The sequence below is a fragment of the Kitasatospora sp. NPDC056138 genome (assembly GCF_042264695.1).
Lineage (GTDB): Bacteria > Actinomycetota > Actinomycetes > Streptomycetales > Streptomycetaceae > Kitasatospora.
The window spans coordinates 80,071-94,910 of the sequence record NZ_JBHJVK010000013.1 but is presented as its reverse complement, the minus strand read 5'-3'; the positions used below and the strand labels follow the sequence as shown (position 1 = coordinate 94,910).

At 73.6% G+C, this 14,840-nt stretch carries 10 protein-coding genes; 7 read left to right on the top strand and 3 right to left on the bottom strand.

The genetic code is table 11. From position 1 onward, the window contains the following. Complete coding sequence (locus ACFC1R_RS11880) at positions 1 to 642, bottom strand: MBL fold metallo-hydrolase (protein ID WP_375936626.1); 642 nt, start codon at positions 640 to 642, stop codon at positions 1 to 3. 70 nt (positions 643 to 712) lie between these two features. On the opposite strand from ACFC1R_RS11880, the gene ACFC1R_RS11875 reads away from it, so the two are divergent. Together ACFC1R_RS11875 and ACFC1R_RS11870 are read left to right on the top strand one after the other, a co-directional pair. Further along, positions 713 to 1,165 (top strand): MarR family winged helix-turn-helix transcriptional regulator, encoded by a 453-nt coding sequence (locus ACFC1R_RS11875; RefSeq protein ID WP_375936623.1) that lies wholly within the window; start codon positions 713 to 715, stop codon positions 1,163 to 1,165. 282 nt (positions 1,166 to 1,447) lie between these two features. Continuing rightward, complete coding sequence (locus tag ACFC1R_RS11870; RefSeq protein WP_375936621.1) at positions 1,448 to 1,612, top strand: hypothetical protein; 165 nt, start codon at positions 1,448 to 1,450, stop codon at positions 1,610 to 1,612. 3 nt (positions 1,613 to 1,615) lie between these two features. Here ACFC1R_RS11870 and ACFC1R_RS11865 read toward each other — a convergent pair whose 3' ends face one another. Continuing rightward, positions 1,616 to 3,865 (bottom strand): MMPL family transporter, encoded by a 2,250-nt coding sequence (locus ACFC1R_RS11865; RefSeq protein ID WP_375936618.1) that lies wholly within the window; start codon positions 3,863 to 3,865, stop codon positions 1,616 to 1,618. Positions 3,866 to 4,106: 241 nt separating this feature from the next. Next, positions 4,107 to 5,594: a 30S ribosomal protein S1 gene (gene rpsA / locus ACFC1R_RS11860; protein ID WP_045299175.1), complete on the bottom strand. Its 1,488-nt coding sequence runs from the start codon at positions 5,592 to 5,594 to the stop codon at positions 4,107 to 4,109. Between the two features lie 535 nt (positions 5,595 to 6,129). Here rpsA and ACFC1R_RS11855 point away from each other — a divergent pair. From ACFC1R_RS11855 to ACFC1R_RS11835, 5 genes are all read left to right on the top strand, one after another. Beyond that, positions 6,130 to 6,948 carry a class I SAM-dependent methyltransferase gene (locus tag ACFC1R_RS11855; RefSeq protein ID WP_375936730.1) on the top strand — a complete coding sequence of 273 codons (819 nt, stop codon included), beginning with the start codon at positions 6,130 to 6,132 and terminating at the stop codon, positions 6,946 to 6,948. A gap of 257 nt (positions 6,949 to 7,205) precedes the next feature. Continuing rightward, positions 7,206 to 9,635, top strand: a complete 2,430-nt coding sequence (locus tag ACFC1R_RS11850) for an ArnT family glycosyltransferase (RefSeq protein WP_375936614.1) — start codon at positions 7,206 to 7,208, stop codon at positions 9,633 to 9,635. Between the two features lie 151 nt (positions 9,636 to 9,786). Continuing rightward, positions 9,787 to 12,330, top strand: coding sequence for an ATP-dependent helicase HrpB (gene hrpB / locus ACFC1R_RS11845; protein ID WP_375936611.1), 2,544 nt, complete (start codon positions 9,787 to 9,789; stop codon positions 12,328 to 12,330). 434 nt (positions 12,331 to 12,764) lie between these two features. Beyond that, positions 12,765 to 13,613 carry an FkbM family methyltransferase gene (locus tag ACFC1R_RS11840; protein WP_375936609.1) on the top strand — a complete coding sequence of 283 codons (849 nt, stop codon included), beginning with the start codon at positions 12,765 to 12,767 and terminating at the stop codon, positions 13,611 to 13,613. Between the two features lie 9 nt (positions 13,614 to 13,622). Then, positions 13,623 to 14,828, top strand: coding sequence for a glycosyltransferase family 4 protein (locus tag ACFC1R_RS11835; protein ID WP_375936607.1), 1,206 nt, complete (start codon positions 13,623 to 13,625; stop codon positions 14,826 to 14,828). Positions 14,829 to 14,840 lie beyond the last annotated feature (12 nt).

Below are 14,840 nucleotides of genomic sequence, written 5' to 3'. Positions count from 1 at the left end.
TCAGCCGAGGTCGACCTGCTCGCCAGCCGCGAGCTGCCGCAGCTCCGCACCGGTACCCGGACCGCCCTCGCCCAGCAACCGGCCGTACACCATCTGGCCCGGCTCGCTGAGCACGGCCTCGTGCACGGCCAGCGCGCGCCGGGGCTTGAACTCGCGGACGTAGTCGATCAGCTCCCCGGCCTTGGACCACGGGGCCGCGATCGGCAGCAGCAGCGTCTCCACCGACCGGTCGAGCACGGTGAGGGCGTCTCCCGGATGGAAGACCCGGCCGTCCAGCAGGAAGCCGATGTTGTGCACCCGCGGGATGTCGGGGTGGATCACGGCGTGCCACTCGCCGTGCACGCTCACCCCGAGACCGTTGACGTCGAAGGCGTCGCCCTCGCCCACCACCGTGACCCGGGTGCCCAGCCCCGAGAGCTGGTCGGCGACCGAGCGGTTGGTCCAGATCCGCAGGCCCGGGTCGGCTTCGGCGGCGGCCCGCAGCCGGTCCTCCACGAAGTGGTCGAAGTGCTCATGGGTGATCAGTACGGCGTCCGCGCCGTCGAGGGCCTCCGGCGCGGTGAACACCCCGGGGTCGATGACCACAGTGGCGTCCGCGTGCTCGATCCGTACGCAGGCATGTCCGAACTTGGTGAGTCGCATGCCTCGAAACCATACAGCAAGGCTGTACAGATGTGCTGCATAAATCCGGGTGACCCGATAAGCTGAACCCATGGAGCCCCTGGACCCCGCGGATCCCGCAGCCCTCGCAGACCTCACGGATCCGTTCGAGATCGCCGCCGAACTGCGTCTGGCCATCGGCGCCATGGTCCGTCGGCTCCGGGTGGACGACGAACTCCCGCAGAACCAGGCGGCGGTGCTCGGCTGGCTGGTCCGCGAGGGGCCGCGCACCACCAGCCAGCTCGCCGGACTCCAGCGGGTCCGCCACCAGTCGATGGCCCGTACCGTCGCGCTGCTCACCGAGGCGGGGCTGGTCGAGCAGCAGCCGCACGCCACCGACGGCCGCAAGGTCCTGATCGCCGCCACCGAGGCGGGCACGGCCGCACTGTACGCCCAACGCGCCCGCCGCGAGGGGCAGATCGCCGCAGCCATCAGCGAGCGCCTCACCCCGGACGAGCAGCGCCGCCTCCGCGAGAGCGTCGCCCTGCTCCACCGACTGGCCTGAACCCCGGGCCCACGGGCCCGCCGAGGTGCGCCATCGGCTCTCCGAGCAGACGCACGGAACTCCAGGGCCCCATCGTGGCAGCCTGGTTCACGGACGGATCCCCGCGCCCCGGCAACCGAACCGGCAACCGAACCGTATGCCGGGCCGCGCGCCGAGCCGTACGCCGAGCCGCGCGCCCCCGGCCGAGGTCCGCGCTACCACCGCGCGGGTGAGTGGCCATGCCTTCCCGGGCTCCACGGCGTTGAGCAGGACGATCCGTACCGCCCCGAAGGGAACCCAGCCGTGAGCGCCGCCCGCAAGACCCTGACCGCCCGGAACGCCCTGCTCGTCGCCGCCGCCCTGTGCGGCCTGATGTTCGCCTCCGCGGGCAGCGCCGCCGCGTGCAGCGCGTTGGACGCCGTCGGCGGACTCGCCCCGGGCTTCGGCAACTCCTGCGTCAGCCGCTGACCTTCACCCGACGGCCCCGGCCCGCTCCGCCCCCTGCCCCACCTCCGACTCGGTCTCCCACTCCGTCCGCTGCGCGGGAAGATGCGCGGGAAGAGCGGCGGGGATCGGCGGCAGCACCATGTGCTCCTTGAGCCCGATCCTCTGGTGCAGCCGCCGCAGCGGGGCCGGGGCCCACCAGTTGAACTCGCCGAACAGCGTCATCGCGGCCGGCACCAACAGACACCGGACCAGCGTGGCGTCCACCGCGACGGCCACCGCCAGCGCGATGCCCATCTCCTTGACCATGAGCATCTGCCCGGCTGCGAACCCGGCGAAGACGATCACCATCAGCAGCGCCGCCGAGGTGATGATCCGACCGCTGCGCTGGAGTCCGAGCTCCACCGCACGCGAGCAGGTGTGGCCCTGGTCCCGGAGTTCCTTGATCCGGGCCAGCAGGAAGACCTCGTAGTCCATCGAGAGGCCGAAGGCGAAGGCGAAGACCAGGACCGGTATGAAGGTCTCCAGGCCACCCGTCGGGCTGAATCCCAGCAGCCCGCTGAGGTAGCCGTGCTGGAAGACCAGGGTCAGCGCGCCGAGCGAGGCACCCAGCGAGAGCACGTTCATCAGCAGTGCCTTGACCGGCACCACCACCGAGCCGGTCATCAGGAAGAGCAGCAGCAGCGTTCCGGCCGCGACCAGCCCGAGCGCCCAGGGACCCCGGGTGGCGATCTCATGCTGGAAGTCGACCACCGAGGCGGCGTCGCCGGTGACGTAGGTGGTGAGGCCACCCCGGTCGGCCCGTAGTTCGCCGACCACGCTCTTCGCCGGTCCGCCCTGCGGGTCGCCGTGCACCAGGACCTCGACGGTGCTCACCCGGTCGGTGACCGGGGTGACCGAGCGGATCCCGCTGACACCGGGCAGCTTGGCCACCACGTCCTCGGCGTACGCCTGCGCGGTGTTGCGGTCCGCCCCGACCACGACGGTGACCGGGGCGGGTGCCTGCTGCGGGAAGCGCTGCCCGACGGCCTCGGTCACCTGGCGTCCGGCGGAGGAGGTCGGCAGCACGGCCGCACCCGAGTTGCGCCACTGCGACCCCAGGAAGGGAGCGCCGGCCGCCAGCAGCAGCGCGATGCACCCGAGCACCACGGGCACCGGCCGCCGTTGCACCCGGCGCACCGTCCGGGTGAAGAAGCCCTCGTCCGGGACGGGCGCGGTGGGCGCCTTGACCCGGTGGCCCACGAAACCGAGCAGCGCGGGCACGAGGGTGAGCGCGGCGGCCACGGAGATCACCACCACGCTCACCCCGGCCGCCGCGACGGCGCGGAAGACCGGGCTGGTGAAGACGAAGAGCCCGGCCAGCGCCACGGCCACGGTCAGCCCGGAGAAGCCGACCGTACGGCCGGCGGTGGCGGCGGTGCGCTCGACCGCCTGTGCGGTTCCCGCGCCCCGGCCACGCTCCTCGCGGAAGCGGTTGACCATCAGCAGCGCGTAGTCGATCGACAGCCCGAGGCCGAGCACGGTGGCGATCGGCAGCACGCTGGTGTCGATGTCCATGACCTTGCTGAAGCCGAACATGGCCAGCAGTGCCCCGCCCACCGAGGCCACCGCGCCGATCACCGGCAGCCCGGCCGCGGCCAGTCCGCCGAAGACCAGGACCATCACGATCAGCGTCAACGGCAGGGTGACGAGTTCACCGAACCGGGTGTCGCCGGCGGTCTGGTCCTTGACCTCCCGCTCCAGCACCAGGTCCCCGCCGACCGTGGTGCGCACGCCGCCCGCCCGGATCGAGTCCAGCTCCCGGGTCACGGCCTTGAGCTGGGCGTCGGTGGAGCCGTCGGCCATCCGGACGGAGACCAGGCTCGCCCGGCCGTCGGTGGCGGTGAGCGCGGGACCCGCAGCGTAGGTGTCGGTGACGGAGGCGACCCCGGGCAGCTTGCCGATCCGTCCGGTGGCGGCGGTGACCGCGGCGCGTACGGCGGGGTCGCCCACGGGTGCGCCGTCCACCACCGCGACGACGGTGCCCCTGGCGGAGTCCGAGGCGGCGGCCACGCTCTCGCCCCTGGCGGACTCCGATCCCCCTGCCGAGGTGCCGGTGACCGAGCCTTCGAAGACCCGCCCGCCGATCAGCACGCCGAGGGCGAGTACCAGGAGCCAGAAGCCGAGCACCCAGCGCCGCCGCCGGTGGCAGAACCGGCCGAGAGCGGCCAGCCGCCCGTCGACCTGGACGGGAGTGGCGGCCGCAGGTTCATCGGCTACAGCGATCGGATGGCGCATGTGCGAGAGCCTTTCGGGCAGTTCACCCAAAACTAAGCCGAAAGGGCCAAACGGCCTATAGCCGGATGATGAGCTTCATCTCACACGAAAGACGGGTACGAAGCAGTCCCCGGCCCGCCCGGAGCAGCCCCGCCCCACCCGGAAGCCGCCGGACAACGGCAGACCCCCCACCCGGCACCCCGTATGGGGGCCGAATGGGGGGTCTGTCAGTTACCAGCGCCGGTCAGCGCCGAGCGTGAGCTCAGCTCTGGCCGCCGGCCAGCTTCTCGCGCAGAGCGGCGAGCGCCTCGTCCGAGGCGAGCGCGCCGGAGCCCTCGTCGCTGGAGGAGGAGTACGAGCCACCGGCCGCGGCGGCGACGGCCTCGCCGGCCTCCGCAGCAGCCTCGGCGTCCGCCTCACGGCTCTTGATGACCTGGGCCTGGTGCTGCTCGAAGCGGGACTGCGCCTCGGCGTACTGGCGCTCCCACTCCTCACGCTGCTTCTCGTAGCCGGGCAGCCAGTCGTTCGCCTCGGGGTCGAAGCCCTCCGGGTAGATGTAGTTGCCCTGGTCGTCGTACGAGGCAGCCATGCCGTACAGGGTCGGGTCGAACTCGACCGAGGCCGGGTCGGCACCGAAGGACTCGTTGGCCTGCTTCAGCGAGAGGCTGATGCGACGACGCTCGAGGTCGATGTCGATGACCTTGACGAAGATCTCGTCGCCGACCTGGACGACCTGCTCCGGGATCTCCACGTGGCGCTCGGCCAGCTCGGAGATGTGGACCAGACCCTCGATGCCCTCGTCCACGCGGACGAACGCACCGAACGGAACCAGCTTGGTGACCTTACCCGGGACGACCTGGCCGATCTGGTGGGTCCGGGCGAACTGCTGCCACGGGTCCTCCTGGGTCGCCTTCAGCGACAGGGAGACGCGCTCACGGTCCATGTCGACGTCGAGAACCTCGACGGTGACCTCCTGGCCGACCTCGACAACCTCGGACGGGTGGTCGATGTGCTTCCAGGACAGCTCGGAGACGTGAACGAGACCGTCGACGCCACCCAGGTCCACGAAGGCACCGAAGTTGACGATCGAGGAGACGACGCCGGAGCGCACCTGACCCTTCTGCAGGGTGGTGAGGAAGGTCTGGCGGACCTCGCTCTGGGTCTGCTCCAGCCAGGCACGGCGGGACAGGACCACGTTGTTGCGGTTCTTGTCCAGCTCGATGATCTTGGCCTCGAGCTCCTTGCCCACGTAGGGCTGGAGGTCGCGGACGCGGCGCATCTCGACCAGCGAGGCCGGGAGGAAGCCACGGAGGCCGATGTCGAGGATGAGACCACCCTTGACGACCTCGATGACGGTACCGGTGACGATGCCGTCCTCTTCCTTGATCTTCTCGATCGTGCCCCAGGCACGCTCGTACTGAGCGCGCTTCTTGGACAGGATGAGACGACCCTCCTTGTCCTCCTTCTGGAGAACCAGGGCCTCGATGTTGTCACCGACGGAGACGACCTCGTGCGGGTCAACGTCGTGCTTGATCGAGAGCTCACGGGAGGGGATGACGCCCTCGGTCTTGTAACCGATGTCGAGGAGCACCTCGTCACGGTCGACCTTCACGATGACGCCCTCGACGATGTCGCCATCGTTGAAGTACTTGATGGTCTCGTCGATCGCCGCGAGGAAGGCCTCAGCGTCGCCGATGTCGTTGACCGCAACCTGCGGGGTGGTGCTGAGAGTGTCGGTGGGGCTCGTCATTAGGAAAAGGGCTCCGGTACGGACATGAAGTCGTAGGTAATGCCACGCGGAGGGCCCGTATCGCTCCCACCGAAAGCCGGACAGCCAAGAACACGGCTCATCTCCCGATAACTCTTCAGGTGATGTCCGTCTTGCGACCGTGGGGTCTTCGACAGATGCGAGCGCGACCTGCTCCGTCCGAGGCGCGCAGGCCCGCAGCGCAACTTGTAGCATACGGGGACAGCCGAGCACGGTCAACGCCAGAGGAGGCGAGACGGTAGAGGCCGGGACGGATCAGGCCATATCCTCCGTCTGCGCACCCCGCGCCCATGATCAACCGTAGTACTTTGGTGTGATCATCAACGCGGGACCGCAGCCGCAGGGGCTCGTCCGGTCCCCGGATGCCACCGCCCGATCCGCCCCGTTCGACCGGGCCGTTCCTGGCAGCAGCGCTTCCGCAGCCACCACCCTACGCGACGGGTTTCACACTTTGGCCACCACCCCCGCCCTTCCGGACCCGACCGACCTCGCAGCCCTCGCAGCCCTGCGGGACCAGCTGTCCGAGGACGACGACGGCGAGGCCGTTCGCCGCCAGGCCGCACCGGCCGAGAGCAGCCGGGCCAGCCGCCACTGGTGGGACCGCAACGCGGACGAGTACCAGGACGAGCACGGCGCCTTCCTCGGCGACGCCCGGTTCACCTGGTGCCCCGAAGGACTGGACGAGGCCGACGCCCGGCTGCTCGGCTCCCCCGACTCGCTCAGGGGCGCGAAGGTGCTGGAGATCGGCGCGGGCGCGGCCCAGTGCTCGCGCTGGCTCGCCGCCCAGGGGGCGGCCCCGGTGGCCCTCGACATCTCCTACCGGCAGCTCCAGCACTCCCGCCGGATCGACCTGGAGCGCGGCGCCGAACCGGTCGCCGTGGTGCAGGCCGACGCGGCCGTACTCCCGTTCGCCGACGGCGCGTTCGACCTGGCCTGCTCGGCGTACGGGGCGGTGCCCTTCAGCGCCGACACCGCCGCGCTGATGCGCGAGGTGCGCCGGGTCCTGCGCCCCGGCGCGCGCTGGGTCTTCTCGGTCACCCACCCGATCCGCTGGGCCTTCCCCGACGAACCCGGCGCGGAGGGCCTGACCGCCACCTCCTCCTACTTCGACCGCACGCCGTACGTCGAGCAGGACGAGCAGGGCCGCGCCACGTACGTCGAGCACCACCGCACGGTCGGCGACCGGGTCCGCGAGCTGACCGCCGCGGGCTTCCGGCTGCTCGACCTGGTCGAGCCGGAGTGGCCGGACGGGCACGAGCAGGAGTGGGGCGGCTGGAGCCCGCTGCGCGGCCGGCTGATCCCGGGGACGGCGATCTTCGTAGCCGAGCGGGACTGAGCGCTCCCCCGGCGGACGGCCCCGGGGCAGGCGGGCGCTCGGGGCCTTCCGGGACGCTCCAGGGTTGTTCCAGGGCCGGGGCGTTCCGGGGCCGCTCCGGGGACGAAGGGGCGTTCCGGGGCCGCTCCGGGGCCGTCCGGGGCGTTCCGGGGGCGGGGGGATGCTTCGGAGGCGGAGGGGTTCTCTGGGGACAAAGATGACCAAACCTGGGGAACTCTCCAAGAGAACTCTCATGAGAGCAGCAGATCGTGCCGCACATGGCTACCGATCTGCTGACCGCACCCGCCCGGACTGCGGCCGCCTCGCCCAGCGGCCGCAGGGTCCCCTGGAAGTCCCCCGAGGGCCAGCCCGGCTACGCCCGACCCGCGCTGCTGGGGATCGCGGCCGTCGCCGCGGTGCTGTACGCGTGGAACATCAACCACAGCCAGTACCACAGCTTCTACGCCGACGCCGTGCGCAGCATGACCGAGAACTGGAAGGCGTTCTTCTTCGGCTCGTTCGACCCGGCGAACACCATCACCCTCGACAAGCTGCCCGGCTTCCTGTGGCCGCAGGCGCTGTCGGCACGGGTGTTCGGCTTCCACCCTTGGGCGCTCACCCTGCCGCAGGTGGTCGAGGGCGTCCTGGCGGTCCTGGTGCTGTACCGGGTGGTGCGGCGGTGGGCCGGCGCCAACGCCGCACTGGTCGCTGCGGCAGCGTTCACCCTGACGCCGGTGGCCGCCGGGCTGTTCCGTACCGCGGTCGAGGACGCGGCGTTCACCCTGCTGCTCCTGCTGGCGGCGGACGCGGCCCAGCGAGCCGCGCAGGCGGGGCGGCTGCGCCCGCTGCTGCTGGCCGGGGTCTGGGTCGGGCTCGCGTTCCAGACCAAGATGCTGGAGGCCTGGGCGGTCCTGCCCGCGCTCGCGGCGGTGTACCTGCTGTCGGCGCCGATCACCCTGCGGCGGCGGTTCGGGCACGTGGCGCTGGCGGGTCTGGTGACGCTCGCCGTGTCGGCCTCCTGGATGCTGGCCGTCACCCTCACCCCGGCCCAGGACCGTCCCTACGTCGACGGCACCACGGACAACTCCGCGTTCAGCATGGTGGTCGGTTACAACTTCCTGAACCGCTTCTCGTCGCTGGGCCTGACCGCGGCGGAGACCGGCAGTGTCCAGGCGGTCCGTGGTGGTGGCGGCGGAGGTGGCCACGGCACCGGTGGCAACGGCGGTGGCGGTCGTTTCGGGGGCCACAGCGGTGGTCGGAGCGGTGCCGATGCCGGTGGTCCGTCCGGTGCGGGCACCGGAAGGGGCAACTCGGGTGCCGCAAGCACTGCCGGCCCGGCGGGCACTGCGGGTGCTGCGGGTGCTGCGGGTGCTGCGGGTGCTGCGGGTGCGACGGGTCAGGCCGGCCACGGCGGCTGGCGGACGCAGGCCCAGGGTGACGGCACGGCCGGGGCGCCGGGAGCCCCCTGGGCGACAGCCGGGGCCGGCGGTGGCGGTGGCGGTGGCGGTGGCGGTATGAGCGACGGTGGTTGGACCAAGATGTTCAACTCGCAGTTCGCCCCGCAGACCGGCTGGCTCTACCCGCTGGCGCTGGTCTCGCTGGTCTGCGGGCTGGCCTGGCGGCGGCGGGCGCCGCGCACCGATGTGCGGCGGGCCGGATTCGTCCTCTGGGGAACCTGGTTGGCCGTCTTCTTCCTGGTCTTCAGCGCGGGCAGCGTGGGCGGCCACAGCTACTACATGGGTGTGATCGCAACCCCGCTGGCGGCGCTGAGCGGCACCGGGACGGTGCTGATGTGGCGGGCGTTCCGCAAGGGCGGCGCACGGGCCTGGGCGCTGCCGGTGGCGATCGCCGGCACGGTCGCCTGGTCCGCCTACCTGGCCCGGCTGTTCCCCACCTTCCTGCCGTGGCTGGCGCCGACCGCGATCGTCCTGGGCCTGCTGGCGCTGCTCCTGCTCGGTGCGGCGAAGCGGGGAGGCGCGGCCGGGGCAGGCGGTGCGGCCGGGACGGACGGTGCGGCCGCGACCGGGCGGCTTCCCCGGTTCTCCGGACGGCGGCTCGCGCTGGCCGGTGTGCTGACGGGCATCGCGGCCGTACTGGTCGCGCCCGGCGCCTGGGCGTCCTCGGTGCTGGACTCGAAGTACGGCAACTCGGGCATGGGCACGGTCGGCCCCGCCGGCGGCGGCAGCGGCGGCGGCCACGGCGGCGGCCGTCACCCGGGAGCGGGAGCGCAGTTCGCCCGCCTCATGGAGGCCGGCGGCGCCCAGGGCGGTGGTTTCAGCGGCGGTTTCGGCGGTGGCTTCGGCGGTGGCTTCGGCGGCGGCCGGTCCGGTGACTCCTCGCAGCAGCTGTCGGCTTCGCAGCAGGCACTCTTCGACTACCTCAAGGCCCATCAGAACGGCGCCCGGTACCTGTTCGCCACCTCCAGCTGGAGCGGTGCCTCGCCCTTCATCCTCGCCACCGGCGCCGAGGTGCTGCCCATGGGCGGCTTCACCGGCTCGGCACCGTCGCCCGGCCCCGCGGAGTTCCAGCAACTGGTCGGCACCGGCGAACTGCGGTACGTCCTGATCGGCGGCAACGGCTCGGGCAACCCGACGACCGACCGGATCCAGTCCTGGGTGCGCACCGACTGCACCCAGGTACCCGCCACCGAGTACGGCGGCGCCGCGGACGCCCCCCAGCAGCTCTACAGCTGCCACCCCACCCGTTAGGGAAGAAGAGGAGCCGCACTCCCGACCGCCGGGGGCGCGGGAACGGCGCGGACCGGGTCCTGAACCTGCACGGGGCCCGGTCCGCGCCGTTCCCGTGCGGTTCGGGGGCCGCCCGGCGGACCGGGTGCGGCGGGGACGGATACTGCTTGTCGTGAATCCCGCTTGGCTCGAACTCCCCGTCCGCGACGCCGTCGCCCCACTGCGGCAGGCCCTTCAGGCGCGCGGTGTCGCCGTACTGGCCGCACCGCCCGGCACCGGGAAGACCACGCTGGTACCGCTCGCGCTGGCCGGGCTGGTGGACGACGCCCCCGGGCCGGTGCGGCGGGTGCTGGTGGCCGAGCCGCGCCGGCTGGCCGTACGGGCGGCGGCCCGCCGGATGGCCTGGCTGCTGGGTGAGCCGGTGGGACGTCGCGTCGGGTACACGGTCCGGGGTGAGCGGAAGGTCGGCCCGGACACCGTCGTCGAGGTGGTCACCACCGGCGTGCTGCTGCAACGGCTCCAGCGCGAGGCCGAGTTGGGCGGCGTGGACGCGGTCGTCCTGGACGAGTGCCACGAACGGCACCTGGACGCGGACACCGCCCTCGCCTTCCTGCTGGACGTGCGGGCGGCGCTGCGCCCCGAGTTGCAGCTGCTGTGCGCCTCGGCGACCTCGGACACCGCCGCCTGGGCCGGGCTGCTCGGCGGCGAGGACGGGCCGGCCCCGGTGGTCGAGGCGCACGGGGTCTCGTACCCCGTCGAGGTGGTCTGGGCGCCCCCGCCGCGCGCCGTGCGCCCCCCGCACGGGACCCGGATCGACCCGGCCCTGCTCGACCACGTCGCCGCGACCGTCCGCCGGGCACTCGGCGAACGCGGCGGCGACCTGCTCTGCTTCCTGCCCGGCGTCGGCGAGATCGCCCGGGTCACCGGGCTGCTGGCCGGTACGGTCGACGCCGAGGTGCTGCAACTGCACGGTCAGGCGCCGCAGTCGGTCCAGGACGCGGCGCTGGCGGTCGGCGAACGGCGCCGGGTCATCCTGGCCACCTCGGTCGCCGAGTCCTCGCTGACCGTTCCCGGGGTCCGGACCGTGGTGGACTGCGGGCTGGCCAGGGAACCGCGCACCGACCACGCCCGCGGACTGTCCGGGCTGGTCACCGTACGGGCCTCGCTGGCGGCCGGCCGCCAGCGCGCGGGGCGGGCCGGGCGCGAGGCGCCCGGGGCGGTGTACCGCTGCTGGGCCGAGGTCGAGGACGCGCGGGCGGCGCGCTTCCCCACCCCGGAGATCGCACTGGCCGACCTCACCGGGTTCGCCCTGCAGGCCGCCTGCTGGGGCGATCCGGACGCCCGCGGCCTGGCCCTGCCCGACCGGCCGCCGGGCGGCGCGATGGCCGCGGCCCGGCAGACGCTGACCGCGCTCGGCGCGGTGGACGCGGCCGGGCGCGCCACCGAACGCGGCCTCCGGATCGCCCGTACCGGCCTGCACCCCCGCCTCGGGCGCGCGCTGCTGGACGGTACCGGTGCGGTCGGCGCGCACCGCGCGGCCGAACTGGTGGCGCTGCTCTCCGAGGAGCCACCGCGGGCCCTGGGCGACGACCTGCTGACCGTCTGGCGCACGGTACGCGGCGCCCGCGACCCGTACGCCTCCCGCTGGCAGCAGGAGGTCCGCCGCCTGCGGAACGCCGCTTCGCCCACGGCCCGGCCCGACGGGCCGGGCGGTGGCGGCGGCCCGACGGCCGGGACGGCCGCCCCGTCCGATGCCGTCGCCGCCGGGCTCGTGGTCGCGCTGGCGTACCCGGAGCGGATCGCGCGGGCACGCACGGCGGACGGCCCGTACCTGATGGCCTCCGGGACGGCCGCCGAGACCGGCGGCGGTTCGGCGCTCGCCGGGGCGGGCTGGCTGGCGGTGGCGGTCGCGGACCGGCCGGCGGGCTCGCCCTCGGCACGGATCCAGCGGGCGGTGGCACTGGACGAGCAGACCGCCCGGCTGGCCGGGGCCTCGCTGCTGACGGAGCGTACGGAGGTGCGCTGGGTGGTGCCGCCGGGTGGACGGCGCGGAGACGTCGCCGCGCGCCGGGTCGAGGAGCTGGGAGCGATCGAGCTCACCGCCGCACCGCTGGCCGACCCGGACCCCGGGCTGCTGCGGGCGGCCCTGCTGGAGGGGCTGGCCCGCGAGGGGGTCGGCCCGCTGCTGAACTGGTCGGCCAGGGCGGTGCTGCTCCGGCAGCGGCTCGCCCTGCTGCACCGGGTACTCGGCCCGCCCTGGCCGGACGTCGACGACGAGGCGCTGACGGCGGTCGCCGAGGACTGGCTGGAGCCCGAGCTGTCCCGCGCCCGCCGCCGGTCCGATCTGGAGCGCCTCGACACCGCTGCCGCACTCCAGCGGCTGCTGCCCTGGGCCACCGGCGAGGCCGGACGGCTGGACGAGCTGGCGCCCGAGCGGATCGCCGTGCCGAGCGGCGCCCGGATCAGGGTGGACTACTCGGGCGAACGCCCGGTGCTGGCCGCGAAGTTGCAGGAACTGTTCGGCTGGCAGGCCGCGCCCGCGCTGGTGGACGGCCGGGTACCGCTGACGGTCCACCTGCTCTCGCCCGCCGGGCGTCCGGCCGCCGTCACCGGCGACCTGGCCTCGTTCTGGCGCGAGGGCTACCGCGCCGTCCGCGCCGAACTGCGCGGCCGCTACCCGCGCCACGCCTGGCCGGAGAACCCCGGCGCCGAGTAGCCGCGACGGCGGGCCGGCGGCCCGAGGGCACAACGCCGCAGCAGCCGATACGACCGGTCGTCAGACCATGATCCACCGATGGCCCGCGGGGTGAGCCCACGGGCCATCGGCCTTTCCGCACCCGCCGACAGCCGGAGTCGAGCGCCCGGCACGGCAGCCCGGCACCGCCATCGCCGCCGCCCGCGGACCCAAAGTGCTCCCACCCCCGACACCTCCCGCCCCGATGCCCCGCGGGCCCGGCCCGCCGCCCTCCGGCCGTACGCGCGCGCCCTCCCGGGCGTACATCGCCGGGATGACGTGCCGGCCGGGTCGTTCCAGCGATTGACCCGATGTCACTTCAGGGGCTGACGCGCCCGGAACTCCACCCCGCATAGCGTCAACTCCCGGTGCCGACAAGGGCCATCCCCGTAGGACGCACACCCGGAAGGCCACCGTTGGACGACAGCTCGATACCGACCCGCCCGCAGGCCCGCCCCGCGCCGGACCACCGCCGGTACCCCGGGATCCGGGTCACCTCCGTGGCACGCGGACTGCGCTGGGCGGCCGCACGCTGGCCGTTCGTGGAGGACGAGGTGGCAGGTCTGCGCCCGCTGGTCCGCCCGGGGGCCGTCTGCCTGGACATCGGCGCCGAGTACGGGCTCTACACCTGGAGCCTGTCCGCGCTCGCCGGGCCGACCGGCCAGGTGCACGGCATCGAGCCGCTGCCGGGCCCGGCCCGGTGGCTGACCACCGCGGCCACCCTGCTCGGCTGCGACAACGTCACCGTCCACCGCACGGCGCTCGGCGAGCAGCCCAGGACCGGCGTCATGAGCCTGCCCCGGCGCCGCCTGCTGCCCGTCCACGGACGCGCCTACCTCACCGAAGGCGCCTCGGACCCCGGCCCCAACACCGAGTTCCGCAGCTCCAGGCCGGTCCCCACCCCGGTGCAGACCGTGGACGGCCTGTGCCGGCAACTGCGGCTGACGCGGGTCGACTTCATCAAGGCCGACGTCGAGGGGGCCGAATCCGCGGTGCTCTCCGGCGCCGGCGAAACCCTGCTGCGCGACCGGCCCCCGCTCCTGCTGGAGATCGAGGACCGCCATCTCGCCAAGTACGGCACCGAGTCCGGCGCGATCGTCCGCCACCTCGCCGAGCTGGGCTACGGCATGCACCGCTGGTCGCAGCGGAGTTGGCAGCCGGTGGCCGAGGTCACCGAGGACCGCCGCAACTACCTCTTCAGTGCCCGGCCCCTCCCCTCGATCCCGCCTCCCCCGATCCCACGTCCCCCGATCCGAAGGAACTGACGCACCGCCATGGGTTCCACCCTCGTCATCACCAACGACTTCCCGCCCCGGCAGGGCGGGATCGAGACCTTCGTACACGCCATGGCCACCCGCATGCCGGCCGACGAGGTCGTCGTCTACACCTCGCACGAACCGGGCGACACCGCCTTCGACGCGACCCTCCCGTTCCCGGTCGTCCGCGACACCGCCCGGATGCTCCTGCCCACCGCGCGGGCCACCGGGCGGGCGGTGGAGATCGCCAGGGCCCACGGCTGCGACCGGGTCTGGTTCGGCGCCGCCGCACCGCTCGCGCTGATGGCCCCGACACTGCGCCGCAACGGCATCCGCCGCACCGTGGCCACCACCCACGGCCACGAGATCTGGTGGGCCAGAACCCCCGGCGCCCGACGGCTGATGCGGCGGATCGGCGAGGGCGTCGACGTCGTCACCTACCTCGGCCAGTACACCCGAAGCCGCATCGAACCCGCCCTCGGTCCCCGCGCGCACCTCAGCCGCCTGGTCCCCGGCGTCGACGCCGACAGCTACCGGCCCGACCCCGACGCCGCCCTGGCGCTGCGCACCGAACTCGGCCTGCACGGCAGGCAGGTGATCCTCTGCGTGGCCCGGCTGGTGCCCCGCAAGGGCCAGGACATGCTGATCCGGGCCCTGCCGATGGTCCGGCAGGCCGTTCCGGACGCCGTCCTGCTCGTGGTCGGCCAGGGCCCCGACGAGGCCCGGCTGCGCAGGCTGGCCCGGCGCCACGCCCCTGACGCGGTGCACTTCGCGGGCGGCAGGTCGCACACCGAGACACCGCGCTACTACGCCGCCGCGGATGTCTTCGCGATGCCCTGCCGAACCCGCAGAGGGGGGCTGGAGGCCGAGGGCCTGGGGATCGTCTTCCTGGAGGCCGCGGCGAGTGAACTGCCGGTCCTCGTCGGCGACTCCGGCGGTGCCCCCGACACCGTGCTCGACGGCCGCACCGGCCGGGTGGTGGACGGCGGTGACCCGGCGGCCGTCGCCAGCGCGCTGACCGGGCTGCTCCTCGACCCCGAGCGCGCCGCGATGGGCGCCGCAGGCCGCCGCTGGGTCCGGGACACCTGGTCCTGGGACGCCTCCGCCCGCCGGCTGGCCGAACTCCTCTCCCCCGACCAGCCGCCTGCCCGCGCCGAGCAGGAACCGCCGCACCACCGCGAGCCCGGGGGCGGGTCCCGGCGCTCAGGCTCCGCCGACGCCTGACCACCCGTCACC